Annotated in this window: 23 protein-coding genes; 6 read left to right on the plus strand and 17 right to left on the minus strand. The window is 55.8% G+C overall.

What is annotated here, in order from left to right:
- Positions 1 to 119: 119 nt before the first annotated feature.
- The 3 genes from G512_RS0107535 (at position 120) to G512_RS0107545 (ending at position 3,016) form a co-directional block, all read left to right on the plus strand.
- Positions 120 to 1,133 (plus strand): KpsF/GutQ family sugar-phosphate isomerase, encoded by a 1,014-nt coding sequence (locus G512_RS0107535; RefSeq protein ID WP_028481189.1) that lies wholly within the window; start codon positions 120 to 122, stop codon positions 1,131 to 1,133.
- Positions 1,134 to 1,369: 236 nt separating this feature from the next.
- On the plus strand, positions 1,370 to 2,140 hold the full coding sequence (locus G512_RS0107540) for a motility protein A (protein ID WP_028481190.1): 771 nt from the start codon (positions 1,370 to 1,372) through the stop codon (positions 2,138 to 2,140).
- A gap of 21 nt (positions 2,141 to 2,161) precedes the next feature.
- Positions 2,162 to 3,016 (plus strand): flagellar motor protein MotB, encoded by an 855-nt coding sequence (locus G512_RS0107545; RefSeq protein WP_028481191.1) that lies wholly within the window; start codon positions 2,162 to 2,164, stop codon positions 3,014 to 3,016.
- 7 nt (positions 3,017 to 3,023) lie between these two features.
- Here G512_RS0107545 and G512_RS0107550 read toward each other — a convergent pair whose 3' ends face one another.
- The 11 genes from G512_RS0107550 to G512_RS0107600 form a co-directional block, all read right to left on the minus strand.
- On the minus strand, positions 3,024 to 3,476 hold the full coding sequence (locus tag G512_RS0107550) for an NfeD family protein (protein WP_028481192.1): 453 nt from the start codon (positions 3,474 to 3,476) through the stop codon (positions 3,024 to 3,026).
- Between the two features lie 6 nt (positions 3,477 to 3,482).
- Positions 3,483 to 4,463, minus strand: coding sequence for an SPFH domain-containing protein (locus tag G512_RS0107555; protein ID WP_028481193.1), 981 nt, complete (start codon positions 4,461 to 4,463; stop codon positions 3,483 to 3,485).
- Positions 4,464 to 4,595: 132 nt separating this feature from the next.
- Positions 4,596 to 5,654 (minus strand): ferrochelatase, encoded by a 1,059-nt coding sequence (gene hemH / locus G512_RS0107560; protein WP_051269122.1) that lies wholly within the window; start codon positions 5,652 to 5,654, stop codon positions 4,596 to 4,598.
- 144 nt (positions 5,655 to 5,798) lie between these two features.
- The gene (locus G512_RS0107565; RefSeq protein ID WP_028481195.1) at positions 5,799 to 7,040 is read right to left on the minus strand and encodes a phenylacetate--CoA ligase family protein; all 1,242 of its coding nucleotides are present in this window, start codon (positions 7,038 to 7,040) and stop codon (positions 5,799 to 5,801) included.
- 75 nt (positions 7,041 to 7,115) lie between these two features.
- Positions 7,116 to 8,132 carry a ribonuclease T2 gene (locus G512_RS0107570; protein WP_028481196.1) on the minus strand — a complete coding sequence of 339 codons (1,017 nt, stop codon included), beginning with the start codon at positions 8,130 to 8,132 and terminating at the stop codon, positions 7,116 to 7,118.
- Between the two features lie 102 nt (positions 8,133 to 8,234).
- Positions 8,235 to 9,089: an ABC transporter ATP-binding protein gene (locus G512_RS0107575; RefSeq protein WP_028481197.1), complete on the minus strand. Its 855-nt coding sequence runs from the start codon at positions 9,087 to 9,089 to the stop codon at positions 8,235 to 8,237.
- Between the two features lie 87 nt (positions 9,090 to 9,176).
- Positions 9,177 to 10,490 carry an ABC transporter substrate-binding protein gene (locus G512_RS0107580; RefSeq protein WP_028481198.1) on the minus strand — a complete coding sequence of 438 codons (1,314 nt, stop codon included), beginning with the start codon at positions 10,488 to 10,490 and terminating at the stop codon, positions 9,177 to 9,179.
- Between the two features lie 68 nt (positions 10,491 to 10,558).
- The gene (locus G512_RS0107585) at positions 10,559 to 11,635 is read right to left on the minus strand and encodes a branched-chain amino acid ABC transporter permease (protein ID WP_028481199.1); all 1,077 of its coding nucleotides are present in this window, start codon (positions 11,633 to 11,635) and stop codon (positions 10,559 to 10,561) included.
- 11 nt (positions 11,636 to 11,646) lie between these two features.
- On the minus strand, positions 11,647 to 12,606 hold the full coding sequence (locus G512_RS0107590; protein WP_028481200.1) for a branched-chain amino acid ABC transporter permease: 960 nt from the start codon (positions 12,604 to 12,606) through the stop codon (positions 11,647 to 11,649).
- A 14-nt stretch (positions 12,607 to 12,620) separates the two neighbouring features.
- Positions 12,621 to 13,439: an ABC transporter ATP-binding protein gene (locus G512_RS0107595; protein WP_028481201.1), complete on the minus strand. Its 819-nt coding sequence runs from the start codon at positions 13,437 to 13,439 to the stop codon at positions 12,621 to 12,623.
- The gene (locus G512_RS0107600) at positions 13,436 to 15,418 is read right to left on the minus strand and encodes an AMP-binding protein (protein ID WP_028481202.1); all 1,983 of its coding nucleotides are present in this window, start codon (positions 15,416 to 15,418) and stop codon (positions 13,436 to 13,438) included. The genes G512_RS0107595 and G512_RS0107600 overlap by 4 nt, the downstream gene beginning before the upstream one ends.
- Before the next feature lie 248 nt (positions 15,419 to 15,666).
- Between G512_RS0107600 and G512_RS0107605 the strand changes: the two genes are divergently transcribed.
- Together G512_RS0107605 and G512_RS0107610 are read left to right on the plus strand one after the other, a co-directional pair.
- Positions 15,667 to 17,634 (plus strand): PAS-domain containing protein, encoded by a 1,968-nt coding sequence (locus tag G512_RS0107605; RefSeq protein ID WP_028481203.1) that lies wholly within the window; start codon positions 15,667 to 15,669, stop codon positions 17,632 to 17,634.
- Positions 17,631 to 18,377, plus strand: coding sequence for a response regulator transcription factor (locus G512_RS0107610; protein ID WP_028481204.1), 747 nt, complete (start codon positions 17,631 to 17,633; stop codon positions 18,375 to 18,377). The genes G512_RS0107605 and G512_RS0107610 overlap by 4 nt, the downstream gene beginning before the upstream one ends.
- Before the next feature lie 92 nt (positions 18,378 to 18,469).
- On the opposite strand, the gene G512_RS22765 is transcribed toward G512_RS0107610, so the two are convergent.
- A complete protein-coding gene (locus G512_RS22765) occupies positions 18,470 to 18,607 on the minus strand; it encodes a hypothetical protein (RefSeq protein ID WP_178378251.1) in 138 nt (45 codons plus the stop codon).
- Here G512_RS22765 and G512_RS0107620 point away from each other — a divergent pair.
- Positions 18,606 to 18,926 carry a hypothetical protein gene (locus tag G512_RS0107620; RefSeq protein WP_028481205.1) on the plus strand — a complete coding sequence of 107 codons (321 nt, stop codon included), beginning with the start codon at positions 18,606 to 18,608 and terminating at the stop codon, positions 18,924 to 18,926. The two genes, G512_RS22765 and G512_RS0107620, sit on opposite strands and share 2 nt — an antisense overlap.
- A gap of 76 nt (positions 18,927 to 19,002) precedes the next feature.
- Here G512_RS0107620 and G512_RS0107625 read toward each other — a convergent pair whose 3' ends face one another.
- The 5 genes from G512_RS0107625 to G512_RS0107645 all read right to left on the minus strand — a co-directional run bounded on the left by G512_RS0107625 (position 19,003) and on the right by G512_RS0107645 (position 25,569).
- The gene (locus G512_RS0107625) at positions 19,003 to 19,389 is read right to left on the minus strand and encodes an MAPEG family protein (protein ID WP_036488986.1); all 387 of its coding nucleotides are present in this window, start codon (positions 19,387 to 19,389) and stop codon (positions 19,003 to 19,005) included.
- 94 nt (positions 19,390 to 19,483) lie between these two features.
- Positions 19,484 to 21,064, minus strand: coding sequence for a TRAP transporter large permease (locus tag G512_RS0107630; protein ID WP_028481207.1), 1,581 nt, complete (start codon positions 21,062 to 21,064; stop codon positions 19,484 to 19,486).
- 6 nt (positions 21,065 to 21,070) lie between these two features.
- On the minus strand, positions 21,071 to 21,607 hold the full coding sequence (locus G512_RS0107635) for a TRAP transporter small permease subunit (protein ID WP_028481208.1): 537 nt from the start codon (positions 21,605 to 21,607) through the stop codon (positions 21,071 to 21,073).
- 152 nt (positions 21,608 to 21,759) lie between these two features.
- Positions 21,760 to 22,851 carry a TRAP transporter substrate-binding protein gene (locus G512_RS0107640; protein WP_028481209.1) on the minus strand — a complete coding sequence of 364 codons (1,092 nt, stop codon included), beginning with the start codon at positions 22,849 to 22,851 and terminating at the stop codon, positions 21,760 to 21,762.
- A 702-nt stretch (positions 22,852 to 23,553) separates the two neighbouring features.
- Positions 23,554 to 25,569, minus strand: coding sequence for a HoxN/HupN/NixA family nickel/cobalt transporter (locus G512_RS0107645; protein ID WP_073833166.1), 2,016 nt, complete (start codon positions 25,567 to 25,569; stop codon positions 23,554 to 23,556).
- Between the last annotated feature and the right edge of the window lie 36 nt (positions 25,570 to 25,605).

The raw sequence follows: 25,605 nt of genomic DNA on the forward strand, positions 1-25,605 counted from the left end.
TTTGGTAATCAACTTCCGGCCTTGAAGAAATGGCCGCCAAAGTGCGACATTTGAGGCTGCTGCAAGTTCCCGAAAAACCGATTGCAAAGCGCTTTGCTCATAAATGGGGCCCCGATACAATGCACATGCCTTCCTTTCAGAAACACGACGAAAGAATTGTAACGCCATCCGCTGACTGGCTCGTTTCCGCGGAAAGAACGCTGGCTACGGAAATCGAGAGCCTCAAAACGTTGCGCGCTGCATTGGGCAATGGCCTTTCCGCTCCCTTTACGAAAGCCATCGAGACTATCGCCCAGTCCACCGGCCGCGTTATCATTTCCGGCATCGGCAAGAGCGGGATCATCGGAACCAAGATCGCAGCAACACTCGCCTCCACAGGCACACCGGCCTTCTTTGTTCATGCAAGTGAAGCCAGCCATGGTGACCTTGGCATGATCACCGAAGAAGATGTGGTCGTCGCAATTTCGTGGTCTGGAGAAACGCAGGAACTGGCAAGTCTGATCGCATTCACTCGCCGGTTCCGTGTACCGCTGATCTCAATTACCTCCAAAAAGGACAGCACATTGGGCGCAGCCAGCGACATTGTGCTTGCCCTGCCTCGCGTGGAAGAAGCCTGCCCGCATGGTCTGGCGCCCACTTCCTCCACGCTGTTGCAATTGGCCATTGGGGATGCCTTGGCCATCGCTCTTCTGGAGGCGCGTGGGTTTACGGCACAGGACTTCAAGGTCTACCACCCAGGAGGCCGTCTTGGTGCCAGCCTGCAGCATGCCCGCGATATCATGCATACCGGCGACAGCTTGCCGCTCGCACGCATGGGCACGTCCATGCGTGAGGCCATCGTATTGATGACGCAAAAAGGTTTCGGTGTATTGGGTATCACCAACGAATTGGGACAGATCAAAGGCGTCATCACGGATGGTGACTTGCGTCGCCATATCTCCTCTGATTTCCTCGACCGCAATGTTGAGGACATCATGACGGAAAACCCGAAAACCATCAGCGCCGACCTTCTGGTGGCCTCGGCCTTGGAAATGATCAACTCCTTGTCGATCACCTCTCTGTTTGTTGTGGAAGATTCTCGCCCTGTTGGCATTGTTCATCTACATGACTTGCTGCGTGTGGGCGCGGCCTGAACCTCTTCAAAATACGGAGGCCGAACCGCTCGGCCTCCGCCGCAACGGTACCTACCTCCACTCGGCCAAATATCCCAACGGCATAATCAACCTATCCTTGCCACAACATCCAAGACAACCGCAGAATACTGGCAAAAATCACACATAGATTTCGACTTTTATTAGGATTTGATTAGTCATAGATGGCGTAGTGTGAGCCGAACTAGAGAAGCACTCTATTTCACCAAGGCTCAGGAATGGATCTCGCTACAATAATCGGCATTATTGCTGCCAGCGCAGTAATTGCCATCGCGATCTTTATCGGCGGCAGCTTTTCCCAGTTTGTGGATCTCCCATCGATCCTCATTGTGATTGGGGGCGGCATGGCCGCAACGCTGGTGCGCTTTCCGCTGTCCGGCATTGCGCGAGCGTTTGCGCTAGGCGGCAAGGAAGCCTTCACGCACAAAAACGTTCAACCTCGCGACCTGATCGAGGAAATCGCAGGTTTGGCAGAAATCGTGCGCAAGCAAGGCCCACTCGGCCTTGAGAACGCCGATGTGTCAGACGATTACCTGACCAAAGGCATTCAATACATCGCCGATGGCTATGAGCATGATCACATTCGCGGATCCATGGAGCGCGAACGGGACCTGTATCTGGCCCGCCTTCAGGAAGGTAAGCGCTTTTACAAGGCGCTGGGTGACGCAGCACCAGCCTTCGGCATGATCGGCACACTTGTTGGTCTGGTGCAAATGCTGGCCACCATGGACGATCCCTCCACCATTGGCCCGTCCATGGCCATCGCTTTGTTGACCACCCTTTATGGCTCGGTCATTGCCAACGTGATCTGCCTTCCCATCGTGGACAAGCTTGATGCCAAGTTCGAGATGGAAGAGTTGAACCAGACACTGATTATCGACGGGGTTCTCCAGATCCGCGACAACAAGAGCCCCACCCTGATCCGCGAGATGCTTCTGGCGTACATGCCCGAACATCACCGCGCAGAATTCATGGAACAAGCGGCATAGCGCCGCGAGGAAGGTCGCGCCATGGCACGCAGCAAGAAGAAGGAAGAAGGCGGCGCCCCGTCCTGGCTTGTCACCTTTGCTGACCTCATGTCCCTGTTGGTCTGCTTCTTCGTGCTGATCATTTCGTTCTCAGTACAAGACCAGCAGAAACTGCAAGTCGTCGCCGGCTCCATTCGCGATGCGTTCGGCATCAAGCAGGAGTCGCGCCGCACCGGAATCATTGAGCTTGATGGCGTACCGCTGCGCGACTACATGAAAGATGCGTCCCTGCTTGAAGAACAACGCGACGCTGATTTCGCCAGTGTTGACCACATGCAGCGCAAGAAACAGGGACCGGAAGCCAACACCCACAGTGTGGAAGAGACCGACATCGAAAAGCCGCGCCAGTTCGCAACCGCCGCAGTCTCTCTACGCCAAGCCTTTCAGGAACTGCCGGAAATCACGGAGCTTTCCAGCAACATCATCATGGAGGAAACCGACGAAGGCCTCAACATCATGATCGTTGATCAGGAGGGCCGCTCCATGTTCCCTGAAGGTTCCAAGTATCCCTATGAGATCACTCGGCGGCTCCTTGCCAAAATGGCGCCAGTTCTGGCACAGCTGCCAAACCGCATCCGCGTAACCGGTCACACGACATCAGGCTATTCAGCCGTTGCAGCCTCTGAAGGACTGTGGGACCTGTCTACTGGACGGGCCATCGCAGCTCAACATATTCTGGCAGAAAGCGGCCTGCCCACAGACCGCATCCATTCGGTGGTGGGCAAAGCCGATACGGAACCCTTGTTTCCCAACGATCCCTACCTTGCCGCCAACCGTCGCATTTCCATTTTGCTCATGACTGAAGAGCCGCCCTTGCCGCTGGACTACCAGCCCTGACAAGGCATCAAGAAGGGGTTGTTTCCTCAACAACCAGTGACACGCCTTCAATCCGAACAACCCGCACTCGGGTTCCCTCAGGAAGTTCCGGGCCACGGACCCGCCACACCGTATCGTCAATGTTCAGCGATCCTTGCCCCTGTTCGATTGGGGCGGACAGAATAAACGTGCGGCCGATGTAGCGGGAGCCCCGCCGATTGAGATTCTCATCGCCTTCAGTGCGCGATCGGTTCATTGCCCAACTCCGTCCCACAAGCAAACTTGCCAGAGACAACGCTCCGAATAACACAAACATCCACTGCCAGCTCAGATCAACAAACAGTGCGATGGCCCCCACCAGCATCGCCGCTATGGCGAACCACAGGAAGATGAAACCGGGTGCCAGAATTTCCAGCGCCAGCAGCACCAATCCCAAAATCCACCAAGTATACGGCCCAAGATAGTCAATAAGCTGCTGCATGGTCTGCTACTGATCTCCTCCCGCGCCAGTCTGCGGCACACTTACACCACGCCGACGCTGTTGCGCCTGCTCGGTAAACACCTCCTTGCTTATTTCGGCAATGCCTGTCAACGAGCCAATCAGCGATGAGGCTTCCATGGGAATCATAACAGTTTTCTGGTTTGGCGACTTCGCAAGTTCGGCGAAGGCCTCCACATATTTGGTCGCCACGAAGTAGTTCACGGCTCCCATGTCGCCCTCGGCGATTGCCTTGGACACCAGCTCCGTTGCTTTCGCTTCGGCTTCCGCAAGTCGCTCACGCGCCTCCGCATCACGGAATGCGGCTTGTTGCCGTCCTTCGGCCTCCAGAATGAGCGACTGCTTGACACCCTCCGCCTTGTTGATTTCTGCCTGCCGATCCCCTTCGGCTTCCAGAATAGCCGCGCGCTTCTCACGTTCCGCTTTCATCTGGCGCCCCATGGCCTCCACCAGATCCGCCGGAGGATTGATATCCTTGATCTCAATACGAGTGACTTTCACACCCCACGGCTCGGCGGCGGCATCTACGACCCGCAGGAGTTGCGAGTTGATCAGATCTCGGTTCGACAACAACTCATCCAGATCCATGGAACCCATGACACTGCGAATATTCGTCATGGTCAGGTTCAAAATGGCGTTCTGCAATCCCAGAACCTCATAGGCGGCACGAGGTGCGTCTACGATCTGAAAAAAGGTCACGCCATCAGCCGTGATGGTGGCGTTGTCCCGCGTAATGACTTCCTGCGCTGGAACATCCAGCACCTGCTCCATCATGTTCAGCCTGTGGCCGATGCGATCAAGAAACGGGATGATGAGGTTAAGCCCTGGACGAAGGGTCGTGCGGTACTTGCCAAACCGTTCCACCGTGTAGTTGAACCCCTGCGGCACGGTTTTCACGCCTGCCAGTATGACAAGCACAATTACCGCAACAAGGATCAACAGCGTAATATCAATTCCAAGAACGTTCATGGCCTTCAGCCCTCACCCTGCGAAAAATACTAGGGCGCAAGCTACACGCATTTAATGACAAAAAAAACGTCTGCAACCGACCCACGATTGCAGACGCTCGAAATTGGTAAACGGACTGGCAGAAGGTAAGGCTCAGGTCCAGCCCTGCAATTCACGTTGCACAACAGCCTCGATAACTCTCATACCCAGATCACTATCATTGAGGCACGGAATATGCGTGAACTCTTCGCCGCCATTTTCCTCGAAAATTTCAGCCGCCTCGCCCGCGATTTCCTCAAGGGTCTCCAAACAATCTGCGACAAAACCAGGCTCCATCACGGCGATACGCTTGACGCCGTCCTTTGCCAGTTGCTCCACGGTCTTGTCGGTATAAGGTTGCAGCCACTCCTCAGGCCCGAACCGGGACTGGAACGTGACCCGCAGCTTGTCCTTGTCCCATCCGAGCTTTTCGCGCATCAGGCGCGTCGTCTTCTGGCAATGACAGTGGTAAGGATCGCCTTTTTTGAAATAGCTCTGGGGAATACCGTGGTATGACGTCAGCACCACGTCGGGCTCGTGCTCCAACTCGCCAATCTTGCGTTTTATGGAGTCCACAAGGGCATCAATGTAAACCTCATCGTCGTGATAAGGCGGCACTGTACGGATCGCAGGCTGCCACCGCATTTCCATCAATGCGCGAAATACCTCGTCATTCACGGTCGCGGTCGTGGAGGCTGCGTACTGGGGGTACAGCGGGAATACAAGAATGCGATCACAGCCTTCCGCCTTGAGGTTCTCCAACCGAGAACGGATGGAAGGGTTGCCATAGCGCATGGCCCAGTCGACCACAACGTTCGGGTGTTCAGTGAACGTTTTTGCTAGTTTGTCAGCCTGGCTACGGGTGATCGTTCGCAATGGGCTTTCGTCCAGCTCCTTGTTCCAGATCTCCTCATAGGCCTTACCGGACTTTTGCGGCCGCTTGGACAAGACGATTCCGTATAGGATCGGGTACCACAACAGCCTCGGCCATTCGATGACGCGGCGATCACTCAGGAACTCAGCCAAGTAGCGGCGCATGGGCCAATAGGATGTGCCATCGGGCGTCCCGAGGTTAACCAGCAGCACCCCCACCTTGCCGAACTTGACCGGCGGATGGTCCTTTACATGCGGAATCTGCCCTTCGGCGGGCCGTTCTTTTTCTAGCGTATCCATCTCAGCGACCATTGTGCACCCATCAACATAAAAACACGTATCATACATAGGCTTAAATGCTTTTTTGACGAGAGCACAACCTGTCGCAAGTCAGTTTTTCTTATTGCACGGCAATATTTTTTATGAACAAGCCTTGCCCAGGCGTCAGGCATCAAGGGGTCGCTCATCGCTGATCACCTTGCCGTCATTCGGCAAGGAACCGGGTTTCACAAGCTTTACCGAGCCAGCAAGACCTGTGTGCTCACGCAAAGCCGCGCGTAACTGCTCATCCAAACCTTCCGTTTGTTCACTTGTCTCCACCAACAATTCCATATGGTCTTGTTCGTCACGGCGCAGAACGGTCAGGCGGGCTTTGAGCACGCCCTCATGAGACGCCTCCACCCGAGCGATTTGGGCAGGATCCACAAACATGCCTTTCACTTTGGTTCGTTGATCAGCACGACCCATCCAGCCCTTGATCCGCATGTTGGTTCGCCCGCAAGGAGACTGACCCGGCAAAACAGCAGAAAGATCCCCCGTCGCAAAACGGATCAGCGGATACTCGGTAGACAAGGTCGTGACCACCAACTCGCCAACGTCTCCCGGCTCCACAGGCTCGCCCGTGCCCGGTCGGACGATCTCGACGATCATGTCTTCATTGACAACCATGCCTTCCATGGCTTCTGTCTCATAGGCAATCACCCCCAGATCCGCTGTGGCGTAACACTGGCTCACCGTCACGCCACGCCGGGCGTACTCCTCGCGCAGCGACGGATACAGCGCGCCGCCTGAAACCAACCCGAGCCTCAGGAAACTCAAGTCGACACCTTGTTCTGCTGCCCGGTCGAGGATCACTTTCAGGTAATCTGGGGTGCCGGTATATGCTGTGGGCCGAAGTGCCGCCATAGCCTGCACCTGAAGATCCGTATTGCCGATGCCTGCAGGAAACACCGTGCACCCCAACGCTCTGGCACTGTAATCCATTATGAATCCGCCGGGCGTCATGTGATAGGACAAGGCGTTGTGTACCAGATCACCCGCCCGTACACCCGCCGCAAACAGCGCACGCGCGCCCTTCCACGCATCATTGCCCGCGGGCTGCGGCTCCCAGATCGGTCCCGGCGACATGAAAAGCCGCTCAAAACCAGCGGCATCAACAGTGGCATAACCGCCAAGCGGCGGCGTCTGCGTCTGTGCTTCCAGCAATGAGGACTTCCTCAATACCGGCAAATCGGCCAGAGCAGCGCGATCAATGACGGCATTTGGATCAACATTTTGCAGATGAGCCTGCCATCCACGCGCCTTCGCTTTGGCCTCAGCGACCACCTTGGGCAGCCGTGCAAACAAATCCGCCTCCCGCTCTTCGGGACTGCGCGTTTCGTTGGTATCGAAATGCTGCGGGCTCATCATCCCCTCCTGCTTGTTCGTCACACATGACCGCCCATCGGCTGGGCGGCCTGCCGGGGGATAAGACAAAGGCCGCTATTGCAACCCGACAACATCCACGATGCCGCCATCACACCCCGGGTTCACCTTCTCCGCTTCACCCATCAAACGGGCAATCGGCAATCCGAACTCCAACTCTCCCTTGAGGTGAAGACGAAGTTCAGTAATCAACGTCCGCGCCCCATCCTCGGCGCAAACCACAGACACCCGCTGGCCAGCGCCTCGGCCAAACGCCTTGTCAAATGCCTGTCGGATCTCGCTTGTACTCACGAACTCACCCAGATTGCCGACAAACAGGTCACGCACCTGAGACAGGTTGACCTGCGCCAACAAGTTGATGGATTCGCGGTAGTAAGCCTCGGCACTCGGCCCGAAACAGGTGCCGTGTTTCACCCACTCATACCGGTGCAAATACGAGGCCGTACCCGGCATCACATGGCTCAAGGTCCGACGCGTGTCTTCACTCAGATCCAGCGTCGGCAGTTCGTCCCAGTGTCGCTGCTCTGCCAACTGTCGGTAGCCTGTTGGCACTTCGCAGTACACATTATCGCGCGGCTGTGGCCACAAGCCGTGCAGCGAAAAGTTCTCCGCATCCAACCGCAAAGCTGTCTGGGTCTGGCACTCCAGCTTGGACGGCCGCGTCTCACAAAAGCCCGGCTGCCAACTGACCGCCAGAACATAAGACAGGTTGCCACTTGCATCGCCCGACAGTGACAAGTCACCGTCCGGAGCATCTGCCCCGCTAGGCACGAGCGGTTCATTTGCGACAACAGTGCGCACACCGCACTCCACCTCCACCCAGCGTTGTGACGGGTTAGCGCCTTTGACACGCACCAGATAGTGTGAGGCCGCCTCCTTGTTCTTCGCGATCACCTGATAGGCGTGATCAGGTTCCACGAACACATCGCCTGGGTTCGTTTGCTTGCGCAACGACTGGTAAGCCGGACATACCTCGTCCGCCACAAAGTAGCCGTCGAGAGGTATCTGCGCGCCAGCCCGGGCCGCGATCAAAGACGTAGCGGTCGCCATTGCGATTTGTGTGAGTATTTTCATCGAAATCTCCGATCTGTCCCTTCGATGAGTCTCCGGGTATTCCGATTGAACCTCAACACAAAAGCGCATCAGATCCGAACTGTTACTTATGCGCGTACACGTTTATGCCAGCCAACGCTTACGCCGTTTGTAATGCTTCACATCTCGGAACGATTTGCGCCCTTCACTGCCTACCCCCAGATAGAACTCCTTCACATCTTCGTTTTCCCGCAGTGCAGCGGCATCACCATCCAGCACGATGCGTCCGGCTTCCATGATGTAGCCATATGTGGCGTACTTCAGAGCCACATTGGTGTTTTGCTCAGCCAACAGGAACGAAACTCCCTCGTGCTTATTCAGCTTCTGCACAATCTCGAAAATCTCTTCCACAAGCTGCGGAGCCAATCCCATGGAAGGCTCGTCAAGCAGGATCATCTCAGGCCGGCTCATCAGCGCACGGCCCACCGCACACATCTGCTGCTCGCCGCCGGAGGTATATCCTGCCTGAGAGGTTCGCCGCTCCCGCAGCCGAGGGAAGTACTCGTAAACCATTTCCAGATCGCGGCGCACTTCGGTGTATCCGTCGCGGCGCGTATAAGCACCCGTCAACAGGTTGTCTTCAATGGACAGGTGACCGAAACAATGCCGCCCTTCCATCACCTGTATGCAGCCACGGCGCACCAGAGCATTGGGAGAAAGCGCCTGTACCTGCTCACCATGAAACTCGATCGAGCCCTTCGTGACCTCGCCACGCTCAGCCTGCAAAAGGTTGGAGATTGCCTTGAGTGTCGTGGTCTTGCCTGCGCCATTGGCCCCGAGCAAGGCAACAATGCCGCCCTTGGGCACCGTCAATGAAACGCCCTTGAGCACGAGAACCACGTGATCATAAATCACTTCAATGTTGTTCACGGAGAGAATGGTCTCCGCGGCGTCCTTGGCATCTTTTTGCGGTGCGCGCGCTTGTGCGGTGGCTGTCATTGTCTTGTTCCCGGCCTGCCCTGAATTCCATTGGTATCGAGGTGAATGCCGGGCGACACATCGCCCGGCACCAGTTCACTGCGTGCCTTATTCGCAAGGCAGCCCGTCGCGCCCCGGCCACGGTGCGTTGTTCTCGGCATATTCAGCCGCTTTTTCCTTTTCCAACGGCTCGATGGACGCACGATCCGGCTTCAAGAGATCGCTGGCCTTCACGAATTTCTCGCCATCCCACTCCAGCATCCAGGCACCACCATGACCGGTGTGGTTACTGCACGAGGTCTGGAACGGCGCAGTCATGCCGGCCATACCCAGCTCCTCAAGCAGCTCATCCGTGATATTCAGGTTCTCAAGCCCCCAGCGCAGCTGTTCAGCATTCACGGCCCCGACGTCAAAATGTTCCTGAGCAGCCTTGATGCCTTCAACGAGGAACATCGACATCACCACACCGCGTTGATAGAACACCTTGTCCATGTCCGCTGGCTCTTCGACCATGGAATTACCGGCATCAACCACGTGCTCCTTGATGGCATCGATAACAGGATAATCACCCGGTACGTTCCAACTGATGGACTTGTACCCCTTGGCCTTTTCACCGAGCGGGATCAGGTCGTCATCAGACCCGGACCACCACACGCCCACGAATTTGTCCATCGGGAAACGGGTCTTGACGGCTTCCGTAAGGGCGCCGGCATTCATTGCCCCCCAACCCCACATGACAACCCAATCCGGGCGTTCACGGCGGATTTGCAACCACTGCGCAGATTGGTTCTGCATTTCCTTCAGACCAACCGGGATCGGCACAAGCTCGAAGTCATACTCTTCTGCATACTGTTCCAGCAGCGGCAGCGGCTCTTTGCCGAACGGATGGTCCAGATGCAACAGCGCGATCTTCTGGCCCTTCAGCGAGTTCATGTCGCCATCGCTGATGAAGTTCATGATCATGGACGCGCCGTCCCAATAAGAGACCGGCGGATTGAAAGCCCATGCAAAGGTGTTGCCGTCAGACATAGGCGAGAAGCCGTAACCCGGCGCCAGAATCGGTATCCGATCCACATTCGTGCGTGGCAGAACCTGAAGGGTGATGCCGGTCGACCAAGGCTGGGTCACAATGGCGTTCGCCTTGGTTTTCTCGTAGCACTCCACACCCTTGTTGGTGTTGTAGCCTGTTTCGCACTCTTCAAAGTCCACCATCACGCCGCCAACACCGCCATCACGCGCGTTCAGCATGTTCACATAGTCACGCTGCCCGTTCATGAGGGGAATGCCGGTCGCCGCAAATGGGCCGGTTCGATACGACATGTTCGGGGTGTACATGGTTTCTGCTGCAACGCTCGTTACGCCGATGCCCAGCGCCAAGCCCCCCGCGGCGACAAGTGCGCCGATCTTCGATAGTTTGGTCATAGTCTCCTCCACGTTTCCGGTCCTCCACCGGAGCCTTACCTGCGTGATGCTGCGTTTGCGCATTGTCATCAGTGCGGATAAGGCCAAATGATAAGCTTCTCCCGGATCAGCGCCCAGAACCGGGCCAATCCGTGTGGTTCCACAATCAGAAAGGTGATGATCAGGGCGCCCACGATCATGTCGTTTACATGCTCCATGGTCGCCGAGTTGATGGTCAGTCCAAGTGTGTCAGGCAAAACGTTCAAGATAACCGGCAGTGCCACGAGCAGGATCGCCCCCAAGAAGTTGCCAATAATGCTACCAAGCCCACCGATAATGGCGATGAACAGGATCTGAAAGCTGAGCGGAATGTCGAACAGATTGGGTTCAGCCGCCCCTTTCCAGAAAAACACCAGCAACGCGCCGGCAATGCCAACCACGTAAGAACTGACGGCAAAGGCTGTCAGTTTTGCCCGCATCAGGTTGATACCTACGAGTTCAGCGGCGATATCCATGTCGCGGACAGCCTTCCACATGCGCCCGTAGCGTCCGCGTGTCAGGTTGATCATGGCAAAGGCGATGATCGTGACGACCGCGAGAACGAAGTAGTACTGGGTCACCGGTGTGGCGGTCGGGCCGGTAATGACAATCCCGAAGAACTCCATGGTCCGCACTTCAATGGCACCAGAGGCATTGTAGTTGTAAAGCCATGCCCATTTTTCGAAGAGCCATACCAGGAAGAACTGCGAGGCCAACGTCGCAATAGCCAGATAAAATCCCTTGATGCGCAGCGAGGGCAAACCAAATGCCACCCCTACGGCCGCAGAAAAGAAGCCGGAGAGCGCCAGCGCGACCACGACGTTCATTTCAGGGAATATCGTCGTCAGCTTGTAGCAGGCATAGGCCCCGACCCCCATGAATCCAGCGGTGCCAAGTGACAACTGACCCGCATAACCCGTCAGGATATTCAGCCCCATGGCGGCCAACGAATAAATTAGAACCGGTACGAGCAAGGCCTTGAAAGTGAACTCGGAAGCCGTCAGCGGGAACACCACGTAGGCGGCAAGCAGAATGACCCCCAGCAGCAAGGCATCCTGCTTGACTGGAAACAGTGCCTGATCGCTTTCATATGTTGTCTTGAACTGGCCAGATGTTCTGTAGAGCATTGTGTACCCCCTTACACGCGCTCGATGATGCGCTCGCCGAACAGGCCCTGCGGCCGGAACAGCAGAACAATCAACGCCAGAATGAACGCAAACCATGTTTCGGTATTGCCACCAAGGAACGGCTGCCCCCAGTAGATCTCGAAGAGTTTTTCCAAAATGCCGATCGCCAACCCGCCAACAATGGCGCCGGAGACAGACTCCAGACCGCCCAGCATCAAGACCGGCAACGCCTTGTAGGCGATCACTTCGAGCGCAAACGACACACCGGCCCGCGCACCCCAGACAATACCGGTAGCGAGCGCGATAACGCCGGCTATGAACCAGACAATGACCCAGATGGTGGATAGAGAAATACCCACGGACAAGGCCGCTTGGTGATCATCCCCCAAAGCCCGGATTGCCCGCCCCATGGACGAGTAGTTCAAGAATGTGATGAGTGCAAAAACCAGCAGCACCGCCATGACGACCGCTGTCAGATCCTTTTCCTCGATCAATACGAACCCGCCAAAGGGATTGAACTCCAGCGCTCCGGTCGGAATGCCCAGGGCTTCGGTAATCATGACCTTGTTCTCGCCGCCAAACACGAACTCCCCGAAGCCAATCAGGAACAAGGTCACACCGATGGTCGCCATGAACAATATGATATCGGGCTGTCCCACCAATGGACGCAGAACCACACGCTCAATGCCCACCGCCAGCACATACATAACCCCAAGGGTCAACGGCACGGCAAGCCATGCCGGCACGCCGTTTTCGTGCAGGCCCACCAGCGTCAACGCGGCAAACACCACCATGATGCCCTGAGCAAAATTGAAAATACGCGACGATTTGAAAATCAGCACGAAACCCAGTGCGATCAATGCATACAGCACGCCCGAGACAAGGCCCTCCCAAAGGACCTGCATCAGAAAATCCGGCGCTTCATACATCTGCACGAAGGGATCGATCAGTATGTTGTAGAGAGTTTCCATTGTGCCCCCCAAACTCAATGTGAAACGCCCAGATAGGCATCAATGACTTCTTGGTTGTTCTGGACTTCCTCGGGTGCCCCATCGGCGATCTTGCGACCGTAATCCAGCACGACCACCCGGTCGGACAAGTCCATCACAACGCCCATGTCATGCTCAATCAGCGCAATCGTGGTTCCCAACTGGTCATTCACATCCAGAATGAACCGGCTCATGTCCTCTTTTTCTTCCAGATTCATGCCCGCCATAGGCTCGTCCAGCAGCAGCAGCTCCGGCTCCATGGCGAGTGCGCGGGCCAGTTCCACCCGCTTTTGCAACCCATAGGGCAACTTCCCTACCGGCGTTCGGCGGATATGTTGGATCTCGAGAAAGTCAATAATCTCTTCAACCTTCTTGCGATGCTCGATTTCCTCCGCCCGCGCGGGCCCGTAGTACAGGATCTGCCAGAACATGTTGCGATGCATGCGCGTCGCCCGGCCAGCCATGATGTTGTCCAGCGTGGACATGCCCTTGAAAAGCGCTACGTTCTGGAAAGTCCGAGCAATCCCTTGCGACACCGCCAGATGAGGCTTCATGGCGCGGCGGGTCTTTCCGTTGAATGTGATGCGACCCTGTTGTGGCTGATAAAACCCGTTGATCACATTGAGCATGGACGTTTTGCCCGCTCCATTGGGCCCGATAATTGCCCGGATTTCTCCGCGTTGAATATCGAAGGAAATGTTGGTGATTGCCTTGACGCCGCCAAATGACAGCGAGACGTTCTCCAGATCCAGGAGCACCTCCCGCTCTTTGCGCTGCGTGCCCGTCTTGTCTTCGGGAGATACGAGAACGTTCATTCCGCCGCCTCCTGATATGCACCCGCGTGCGTTGCGGGAAAGGTTTGCACGTCCCGGATCTCAACATCCGCTTCGATGGAGCCGATGCGCCCATCCTCAAAGCTTACCTGCGTAACAACATGCTTGTGTGTGGAACCGTCATAAAGCGCTTCGATCAACGGCGCGTATCGCTCCGCGATAAAGCTCCGACGCACTTTCTGTGTTCGGGTCAACTCGCCGTCATCTGGGTCGAGTTCCTTGTGCAGCACCAGAAAACGCGAGATCTGCGAACCTGACATCATCGGCTCCTGCGCCAAATCCCGGTTCACTTGTTCCACATGGGACTGGATCATCTCGTAGACACGCGGATTGGCCGCCAGCTCCTGATAGGAGGCATACGAAATGTTGTTCCGCTCTGCCCAGTTGCCCACGGCAATCAGGTCGATGTTGATGAACACCGCCACGAAGTCCTTCTCATGCCCAAAAGCAACGGCTTCCTTGATGTTCGGAAAGAACTTGAGCTTGTTTTCCAAATACTTGGGCGCAAACATCGCGCCATCGGTCAACTTGCCTACATCCTTGGCGCGATCAATGATCTTCAGATGGCCGTTTTCCAGAAAAATACCGGCGTCCCCGGTCTTGACCCAACCCTCGGCATCCTTGGTGCTGGTGGTGGCCTCCTCATTCTTGAAATAGGCCTTGAATGAACCGGGCGAGCGATAGAGCACCTCGCCATTTTCCGCAATCTTGATTTCCACGTCCTTGAAAGGCCGTCCAACCGTATCGGGATAAATTTCACCATCAGGTTGGCTGGTGATGTAAACGGCAGATTCAGTCTGGCCATAAAGTTGTTTCAGGTTGATACCCATGGAGCGGTAGAACCTGAAAATCTCCGGTCCGATGGCTTCGCCCGCCGTGTAGGCGACCTTGATGCGCGAAAACCCCATCTGGTTCTTTAGGGGGCCAAAGACGCAAAACTCGCCAATCGCGTAAAGCAGTCGATCTTTTAGGCTGACCTTTTCGCCGTTCAGAATGCGCTCACCCACACGATCCGCAACCCGAAGAAAGTAGTCGAACATCTTCTTCTTGGTCTTGCTGGCATCTTCCATGCGTACCATGACATGGGTCAGCAGCCCTTCAAACACGCGAGGCGGAGCAAAAAAATAAGTCGGTGCGATCTCCTTGCGGTCCGTCAGCACAGTCTCAAGGCTTTCAGGGCAGTTGACGCAATATCCAGCACAATAAGCCTGCGCCAGAGAAAACACATGATCCCCCACCCACGCCATCGGCAAGTAAGCCAACACGTCTTCGGTTTCGTTCAAATGATCGAAGTCGTTGGCGTTGCGCGCGGAAATGACCAGATTGTCATAGGTCAGCATGACTCCCTTGGGCCGACCGGTCGTCCCTGAGGTGTACAGCATGACCGCGACATCACCGCCCTCAACTTGCTCTGCATCCTGTTTCCAGGCCTGCGCCACGGTTGGATCAGAAGCCAGTATCTGCCGTCCGATCTCTTGGACATGAGCAATGGAACTCAGGCGCTTCTTGTCATAGTCACGCAAGCCCTTTGGATCGTCATAGAGAATGTGCTGGAGTTGGTTCAACTCACCGGAAATCTCCAGCACCTTGTCTACCTGCTCCTGATCCTCCACAACGGCAAAACGCGCCTCTGCGTGGTTGAGCACATACGCCATTTCGTCGGCAATGGAGTCGGCGTACAACGGCACCGGCACCCCGCCCAGCGCTTGTACAGCCACCATAGACCAGTAAAGCTGCGGACGGTTGGCGCCGATCACGGCCACCTTGTCGCCAGCGACACAGCCCAATTGTTTCAAACCCAAAGACAGGGCGCGCACCTCCTCCAGCACGTCTGCCCAGGTCCATGTTTGCCAGATACCGAATTCCTTTTCCCGCACCGCAGGGCGCTGCCCATACACGCGTGCGTTGTGAAACAGGATCTTCGGAAAGGTGTCTCCACCAGTGACAGGCGGCTCAGCCATTTTCCCTCCCAGAAAGTCTCAGCTGTTCGCCAGCTTCTTCCATTCATTTGGATCATCTAGGGAAGCCCCCGATTTTCACCGGGTTTTGCAAGTCTCCCTCTTGCAAAATGACCTCCACGTAAATGTTTAGCATAAAGGCTAGTAGTCTTTCATTTCGCCAATATGAGAAGATTGTGTCGAATTGTTTCGGTTGCAGCGCAACAACATGAAATCACAATGGTTTAATTGGTCGGGCAGTAGACGAACGTATGACGAATTCTGAACATGAAAGCCCTTGCACAACGGAAGTTTCGCAGCTCGACTTGCTGCAAGCCGCGTTGGATCACATCAATCAAGGCTTTAGTGTTTTTGATGCCAACCTGCGGCTCGTCGCCTCCAACAGCATGTTGTTCGAGATGTTGGACTTCCCCTTGCGGCTCAAGACCAGAGGAACGCATATATCGGAGTTTCTCAGGGTCAACGCCGAACGCGGCGAATACGGCGATGGTGACATTGAAGCACAAGTGGCACGGCGGGTGGAACGGGCGGCCAAGTTCGAGCCGCATGCGTTCGAACGGCAACGACCCAGCGGGCAGATCGTCTCGATTCGAGGTGGCCCCCTGCCCCAAGGCGGGTTTGTCACCACCTACACCGATGTCACGCGTGAACGCATGCACCAGCGGCAACTGGAGCGAACCGTCGAGGAACGCACCCGCGCGCTGCAACAAAGCGAGGATTGGCTGCGGCTTGTCACGGACAACGTCCCGGCGTTGATCTGCTACATAGCGCCCGGTCCGGTCTATCGGTTCGCCAACGCCCCTTATGCGGTATGGTTCAATCAAACCCCCGCATCGATCATCGGCAAGCCCGTGCGCGATGTGGTTGGGGCCGCTCTGTTTAACCAGATGGGCCCCAAGATCGACCAGGCGCTGAACGGCCAAGTGGTCAACTTCGAGTATATGCGCAAGAACCGCAAGGGCGAACCCGTAACCATGCGGTCCACGCTGGTCCCGGACCGAACCGCCGATGGCCGCTCGCTGGGCTGCTTTGTTCTGTCCGTGGACGCATCCGAACAAAAGGCCAGCGAAAACAGGTTGTTGCAATCTCAGCGCATGGAAGCTGTCGGCCAACTGACAGGCGGCCTGTCGCATGACTTCAACAACCTTTTGTCCATCATTCTTGGCAATGGCCTAAGCCTGAATCGGAAGGCTGAAACCGCCTCCCTCACCCACGAACAGATCAGCGAATACACCCGCCCCATTTTGCAAGCCGCCCAGCGCGGGGCCGATCTGACACAACGCCTCCTGACCTTTGCGCGCGGCGATCAACAGGAAGCGCGCATTCTGGATCTGAGCGGCGGATTGGAGCATGCCGCCCGATTGGTAAAAGGTTCACTGCCCCAAAACATCGAACTGACATTGGCGCTGCCAACCTCTCCGCTGCGCGCGGAGGTGGACCCGACCCTCTTTGACAATGCGGTCGTCAACCTGGCACTGAATGCACGCGATGCCATGCCGAACGGCGGTCGTCTTCATTTGGCATTGGCCTTAGAAAGGCTGGAGCCAGAACAAGCCGCCGCATTGGATTTGACCGCTGGTCCCTATGCGCGGCTTTGCGTCACTGATGAAGGCTCGGGCCTTTCGGACAGCGCATTGAAGCAAGCCTTTGAGCCGTTTTTCACGACCAAGAGCTTTGGGACCTCCTCCGGTCTGGGCCTGTCCATGGTTTATGGATTTGCAAAACAGTCTGGCGGCACGGTCACTCTTGAAAACCGCAATAGCTGCCAAGGAGCACGCGTCTGTCTGTTTCTGCCCCTTTCCCACGCCCAAACGGATGGCGATGCGCCCCAATCGGCGCCTCCCCCGCCAGCCCGTGTGGGAGACGGTCAACTCATTATCATCGTTGAAGATGAACCAGACCTCGCCAAGATCTTGACTGAACAGGTTACGACCCTTGGCTTCACGGCTCTTTTGGCGGACGACGCGCAAGACGCACTCGGATTGGTCCAAACCCTGCCGGAGGTGCGCTGCGTCCTCTCTGACATCGTGATGCCCGGCACTCTGAATGGCCTCGAGCTGGCCCACCGCATCAGGCAAGGCACACCTCAAGTCGCTGTCGTGCTGATGACCGGTTACAATACCGAAGCCAAACCCGACATTCCGGAAGGCATACGCATTTTGAAAAAGCCATTTGATGAAACACGCCTCGCCGCCGCTCTGACGGAGAGCCTGTCATGAAAATAGAGCCCACCCCACGCTCGGCGGAAGCGCAAACTGCGCAACCGCTTATCTTTGTCATTGATGATGAACCTGAAATTTGCACGCTTGTTGCCAACACGCTCACAAGCTATGGGTTTCGCACGCGCATTTTTCACAGTGGGCAGGACGCCTTTAGCGCACTCGCCAGCGAACTGCCTGCCCTCTTGATCATTGATCTCGGTCTCCCGGATATCGACGGCATGGCCCTTATCGAACGGGTGCGAGAGAAAACATCCCTGCCAATCCTCGTTCTGTCGGCACGATCCCATGCTTCTGATCGCGTGATCGGGCTGGAACTTGGCGCTGACGACTATGTGTGCAAACCATTTGACCCCCGCGAGATCGTGGCCCGCACACGGTCTTTGTTGCGACGGGCACAGCCGAGCACCAATGAAACGTCCCGGCCCAAACGCACGGCGGTTTTTTCTGGCTGGCGGTTCGAGCCGGAATCGCACTTGCTTCAAGCCCCAGATGATACCGAGAGCTTTCTATCAACCGGTGAGGCGAGCCTCCTTCTTGCCCTCTTGTCGGCGCCGCGCCGTGTCCTTTCGCGCGATCAACTGCTGGAATTCAGCGGCAACGACGACAGCATGGACCGCTCCATTGATGTGCGGATCTCCCGGATCCGCAAAAAACTCACCAGCAAGCAAACAGGCGCGCTCATTCGGACAGTGTACGGATCCGGATACATGCTCACCTCAGACGTGACTTGGGTATCGTGATCAGCTTTGCCCACACATGCATACCTGGCATGACCCAAACCCACTGCCTGACCTTTGAAAAATCAAGTAAACACAGAGTCGACAGCGGAACTTTACTTTCCATCCCGCTCAAAGACGGCGAGGAAAGTACCCATCAAAAACAAAACAAGCCGATGCGTGATGAGCATCACAGCATTCTCGGTAATCGATAATAGAGTAGAAGCATAGTCAGGCAGCGAGGAGATCAACATGAGACATCCCCTGTTTCTCCGAGCTGAAGCAGTTCTCCCCGATGCTGCTGGACGTGTCGACGTGCCCCTTGTCGGCGCTGCTCTGCTCCTCACTGCCGGACTGTTTTGGGTGCAGGTAGGCCCCGCCTCTTCAAAAGAGCCTGCCGTACCTACCTACGAAATAACGTCGGTCGCGACACCTGCTACTCCCCCATCCTCCCAAAAGCAGGACCGCCCGACAGCATTTCGATCAGCGTCCGGCGCCTCCATCCTCCTTAAAGAGGTGCGGCTCGAAGCAGAACAGCTGTCAATCCTGCTGCAACAGGACAAAAACAGCTAAGAGAAGTAGACCTCCAAGTCTCCAAGGAAGCCTCGGGCCTCTGCCATCCAAAGCAGAGGCCCTTTTTCCATGCAAATCAGGACGCGGCGCCCAATGGCACGAGGCAGCCCAGCGCGCCAAACACCAGCACGGCAAACGTGCACACCATAGCCGCAACCCGCACCTTGTTGACCTCCTTGGGGCCACGCAGCGCAATCATGTACAACACACGGGAAGTCACCAACAGCACCCCAAGTGCATGCAGGCTCCAATCCGGCAATCCGCGCAGTTCCATCAAAAGGATCAGCAGAAGGCCAAACGGTACATATTCTGCAAAGTTGCCGTGCACCCGCTGGCGACGTAGCAAATCCCGGTTTTCTCCCGTCCCCAGAGATACCCCTGCCTTGACGCGCATCTGGATGACCCGCGCCGACAAGACAACAAACAACAAGGCCAAAAGCCCCGCATAAATCGGAGTTACCATCAATCTGCTCCCGCTGAACCACGTTGTGTCCTGAAACGAAAAGGGGCGCGGGATGAGAATTGCCCGCGCCCCCAAGTTCCAAGGTGTTTGCTACCTATCCATATATGACCTGAGGTAGCCAGGTCGCAATTTCCGGCACATACCACAGGATCACCAGCATCAGGATCTGGATGAACACAAATGGAATGATGCCCCAGTAGATATCCGAGGTCTTCACCGTCGGCGGCGCAACACCGCGCAGATAGAACAGCGCAAATCCAAACGGCGGTGTCAGGAATGAGGTCTGAAGATTTACCGCCATCATGACCCCCAACCACGCCGGACTCATGGACTCGCCATTAGGCATGGGCAACTGCAAAAGGACCGGTGCCACCAGAGGAACGACAACGAACACGATCTCCAGAAAGTCCAGGAAGAACCCGAGCACAAACATCATCAACATCACGGCGATGATGGCCCCAAGCGCCCCGCCTGGCATGCCCGTAAGCAGTTCGTGCACCAGCTCTTCACCGCCAAGATCGCGGAAGATCAAGGAGAAGAACGTTGCGCCGATCAGGATCACGAAAACCATGCAGGTGATCTGGGTTGTCGAATGCATGACAGGTACAAGCACATTGTCCTTGAGCACCCTCACCAGCGAAACAACGATGCCATAGGCCAAAATGGCCGTCAGAATGCAGGCAACAACGATCCCGATCATATCCGTCGTCGGTATTTCGTTGCGCAGCACACGCAAGTCCATGAACGACGTCAAGATCAACAGCGCGACCAGAGCCAGAACCGCAGCGTAGACCGGCAGCGGCTTTTCCTCATGAAGACGATAGCCAGCCAGCAGGATTGCACCCACTGCGCCCACGGCAGCCGCCTCTGTTGGTGTGGCAATGCCCAACAGAATCGACCCGAGCACCGCAATGATCAAGGCAATCGGCGGCACAAGCGCATGCAAAACTTGAGACAATGACGGCGCATTGTCCTCATCCACTTCCATGGGCGGCGACTTGTGCGGCTGCGTGAAAGCGGTAAACAGCTGATAGAGGATATACATGCCCACCAGCGTCAAACCTGGCAGCAACGCTCCGGCAAACAGGTCTCCCACGGAAAAGGGATCCGGGGACCAGTTGCCCATCTCCCGTTGCGCGGTCTGGTAAGCGTTGGAAAGCTGGTCCGCAAGAAACACCAGCACGATCGACGGTGGAATGATTTGCCCCAGCGTACCAGATGCAGCGATGGAACCGCACGCCAACCGCGGGCTGTAACCGTTGCGCAGCATGGTTGGCAGCGATAGCAAGCCCATGGTCACGACCGTGGCGCCAACGATACCGGTTGAAGCTGCCAGCAACGCTCCCACGACTGAAACCGCAATTCCAAGCCCCCCTGGCATGCGTCCAAACAAACGCCCCATGGTTTCCAGCAGTTCCTCGGCCACCTTGGAGCGCTCCAACATCACGCCCATGAAGATGAACAGCGGAACCGCAATCAGCGTTTCGTTCGTCATTGTGCCGAAGATACGGCTCGGAATGGCTCCCAGCGTCATCGAGCCGCCAAACAGCGTCCCGAGCAGGGCAAAAACCAGCGCAACACCTGCCAGTGTGAAGGCAACCGGGAACCCGGCCATCAACAACACACAGGCCGTTGCGAACATGAAAATATCGAGAGTGTGCAGCAACCCGTCCATTATTGTTTATTCCACTCCCGCAGTCTGGAAACTTTTCAGCGCGGCCTTGTCACCGTTCAACGCCAGCAAGGACTTCATAATGATCGCGACAGCCTGAAGGGCCATCATCACGGCAAAGGCAATGATTGCGCTTTTGAGCAAGTAGCGCCCCTGAATGCCCGAGGTTTCCTGAGACCCTTCCAAGATGGCCCAAGAGGCCGCCACATAGTCCCATGACACGTAGAGAATTGTAATGCACATGGGCAACAACAGAAAAATCGAACCGAGAAGGTCCACCATGGCCTTCTTGCGCGGGTGGGCGTCACGATAAAAAATGTCCACCCGTACATGACCATCCACGCTCAACGTGTAGGCTGCGGCCAACATGAACATGAACCCATGCATGTAGGTGATCGATTCCTGCATCCAGATTGATCCCAACCCGAATACGTAGCGCATCACGACAACAATAAACTGCACAAGGACGATACCCAGCGTCAGCCACGCACAGGTTCGCCCAATGCCACCATTGAGTGAATTGATAAGCTTCATTAGGGCGCGCATATCCGCCTCTTGTTTTTCGATGCCCTGAAGTTTCGCCCGACCCGAACCCGAACGCCCCGGACAATCGATGATTTATGGTAGCTCCCCCGGAGGATAGGGCTCCCCACCGGTTCCGGCGGGAAGCCCTTTCGAACGCTCGTTATGCGTGCATATTAACCCAGAATGCGCTTGCGTGCATCCATGTAGGCGCCTTCGGAGGTGTTGATCCAACCACCAATTTCCTTGCGCGCCTTGATGTAGCTGTCATAAATCCGCTTGGACAGATCGTCCTCATTGGCCACTTCCGCAACAACTTCTTCGGAAACCTTGCCAATGGCGTCAAACACTTCTGGCGAGAACTCCTTCAATTGAACGCCGTGCTTGTTCACCAATGTGTCCAGTGCAGCACCGTTGTTGTAGTTGAACTCGGAGAACATGTAGTTGTTTTCCGCCAGACAGGCATCGCGTACCAAAGCCTTGTCGGAGTCAGAGAAGCTGTTCCACACATCCATGTTGATGCCGCAAGACAGGCCTGCGCCCGGCTCGTGGAACCCTGGGTAGTAGTAGAACTTGGCGATCTTGTAGAAACCAAAGGCAAGATCGTTCCACGGACCAACCCATTCGGTCGCGTCAATGGCACCGGACTGCAGAGCCGGGAAGATTTCACCACCAGGCAACGCTACGGCCGTTGCACCCAGTCGGCGAAGCACTTCGCCGCCAAGACCCGGCATGCGCATCTTCAGACCCTTCATGTCTTCAAGGCTGTTGATTTCCTTGTTGAACCAACCACCCATCTGAAGGCCGGTATTGCCCGCCATGAACGGCTTGACGTTGAACTGGGCTGCCAGTTCATCCCAAAGCGCCTGTCCTTCGCCAATGTTGATCCACGCATCAAGTTCGTTGGCGGTCAGGCCCATGGGAACGGCGGTGAAGAACGGGTAAGCCTTGTGCTTGCCCTGCCAGTAATAGTCCGCGCCATGGTACATGTCGGCTGTGCCGCTGGACACCGCATCAAAACTTTCGAATGCCGGAACCAGTTCGCCAGCGGCAAACAGTTTCACGGTCAAGCGGCCATCGGTGGCATTGGTAATGCGGTCAGCCACACGCTGCGCACCCGTACCAAGACCCGGGAAATTTTTCGGCCATGTGGTGACCATGGTCAGTTCGCGTTTGCCTTGCGCCAGCGCTGGCGCGGCCAGACTAGCAGCACCAGCGGTTGCACCGGCTGCAAGGCCTGCGTTTTTCAAGAAACTACGGCGGTCCATGAAACTCCTCCCAAGAGTTTAATCAAACAACAGTTCGATAAATCGACGTGTGCCCACCTCCCTCATCTATGTGGAAGGCACTATGTCATTTCCCTTATAAACCGCATGATGGACGTCTATACAAGAGAAACCGCGCACCATTCGCCGAATTAATGACGTCATGACGCAGCGCCGCAAACAAACGCGGTTCGCACATATGCCGCTTTAAAATTTTGATTTTACGTATCTTTTTCAATTTCCCTCAAAGATTTCCGTAAGGGAATACATCGCAATTAAATTTTCGTAATGAATGCTATTTTGTTACTTTATTCCAAAATATTGTGAAACCGTCAGAACAAACAAAAACACAAACAGCCCGTCAGGGTAACTTTATTCCTTATACCGCTAGGAAATAAATATAAAATATTTCAACAGCCTAGGTATTCTGGCCAGGAACCGAACATGGGCACTTGCCCCGCAGAAAGCCCGCCTACTTCCCAATATGACGGAGGTGGATAATCGCGCTCGGCATGGAGGCACCTCACAGCGCGTTTACTTCAAAATACACTTCAAGTACTTGAAGATGAAAATACAACTACCGAAACACAATAATACTTAACCGGCATATCAGAAGTCACTAAAACATCACACAAACTCTTTGTGACGTCAGTTTAGGTACAGGTGGGCATTAGTCAGCCCACCTTACTATCGATTCTCGAAGCCCTAATACCAGCCCACACTGGCGAAGAATAACGCCCCACCAATCATACAAACGAAGAGTGAGCCAACAGCTGATACCGTGCGGTGCAATAACACTCCGCTTCGTGATGAGCGCCCCCAGATGCCATAGGCGGTGTCTCGGGCCAAAACAGCAAGACTGGCGATAGCCGCCACCGTGATACCCGTACCGATCCCCATGACAAGCGTTGAGGCGATGCCAGCCCAGATCATGCCTTGAGACAGAGCAAACGCCAAAACAATTAGCGCACCCGTGCATGGACGCAATCCAATGGCCAGAATGATGGACCAGGCACTCCACAAATCCAGCTTCACGTTTTTCAGTTGCGCGGGATCGGGCGCATGGGAGTGACCACAGCACCCATCATGATCATGGTGATGATGAGAGGAATGAGCATGGCCGTGATCGTGATCGTGATCGTGAGAATGATGTGCCACGTTCGCCATGGCACCCACAGGCTCTGCAACGGCTGCTACGCCAGCGGTCTCCAGCACCGGTTTTGCCTTGCTGGACTTGTAGGCTTCATAGTCGAAGTCCTTTGTTTCAAACTGGCCGCAACCACAACTCGTTTCCGCCAGCGCTTCCCGCAGATCTGCTGGGATCAAGGGCCGCAAGACCCGCGTCCACACCATCCACAAACCAAGCGCAAAGACCATGGCATACGATCCAACTTCAAACCAGCGTGTGGTCTCGGTGATGGCCATGCTGGTCAGGCTAAGAGCAACGCCCACGCCGCCCACTAGAACAATCGCCGTCATGGCTTGAGCCAATGACGACAGAAAAGACAGCACAACGCCCTTCTTCAATGTCTGCTCATCAGCCACCACGTAAGTGGAGATGATCGCCTTGCCATGTCCGGGGCCAGCGGCATGAAACACGCCATAGAGAAAACTGATCACCATGAGCCACAAACCCGCTTCCGGTGAAGACCGGAACGAGCGTAGATAACGGGTAAGCTCCCGATAAAAATCGTTCTGCAAGGCCGCAATGGTCCCCATGGCTTGAGCCCACAGCCCGGTACCATGCTGTTGGGATTGCGTCTTGGAGTCCATTGCAGCTTGCGACGAAGACGCCCCATCCGTTGGCGTTTGAGCAGTTGCTACTGCGGTTGACTTGCCCAGCCCGTTCAGCGGAGTGGACTTGGCCTCAGGCGCGGCGGTCAGCGCGGCAATGGCGTCTTGGCCATCCATCAGCGCACTCCCTGTACCGCCGTTTTCCGCCACGAAGGCCTTGGCCTCATCACACGTGACTATCACCTGATTGATAAGGTTTTCCGTGATGCTGCGCAGCTCTATGGGGATCTGGCGTACGTCCGCCCCAATCGTCGCCAACTGAGCCGCCACCTGAGCATCCAGCTCAGGAGGGTGGATCAACTCAACTTCGCATTGCCCGGGAGGGTTCTTCAAGGTTACGGCCGTAGCAGGCGCCCATCTGAAATCAACATAATAGGTCGGGTCATACACATCCACGGTCAGCGGACGATCGGCTTTCAAAGGGTCTTTCAATGGAAGCGTGAAATTGAGTTCTGCCATGGAAACGTTTTCCGGCACCTGAACATCACGCCCTGCTGCACGGTCTTCGGCAATCGCCTTCTTGTCTTCCTCCGAGACCATCCAATAGTCATCGAAGGCGGTCGTCAGCATGCGCATCCACTCATCGCGCGGCGTCACGAAGTCCATTTCCACCCGTGTATCATCGCCAAAGGTGAAATATCCGAACTCCTCCATGCCCTGCACATTGACACCGGCCAGATCTTTCAATTCGCTCTGGCTCAGGGTCCCGTCCCCATCGGCATCAAGGCCCTGCACGGCAAAGGCCGTATACATGTCATCAAACAGCCAGGTGTGGTTGATGTGCGTGAGGTACCCCTCATCGTTGAAAACCAGCTCGGCCTTGGCTTGAATAAAGACATGCGGGTGGGCCAACGCCACACCCGGCATGACTACACAGCACAGCAGCATCAGCGCCTTGATGAGCACCGGTCGCATCACAGAAATCACAGTAAGTTCGCCCCACGAATTTGCGTTACAACATTA

This window comes from Pseudovibrio exalbescens DSM 16456, assembly GCF_000422785.1.
GTDB classification, from domain to species: Bacteria; Pseudomonadota; Alphaproteobacteria; order Rhizobiales; family Stappiaceae; genus Pseudovibrio; species Pseudovibrio exalbescens.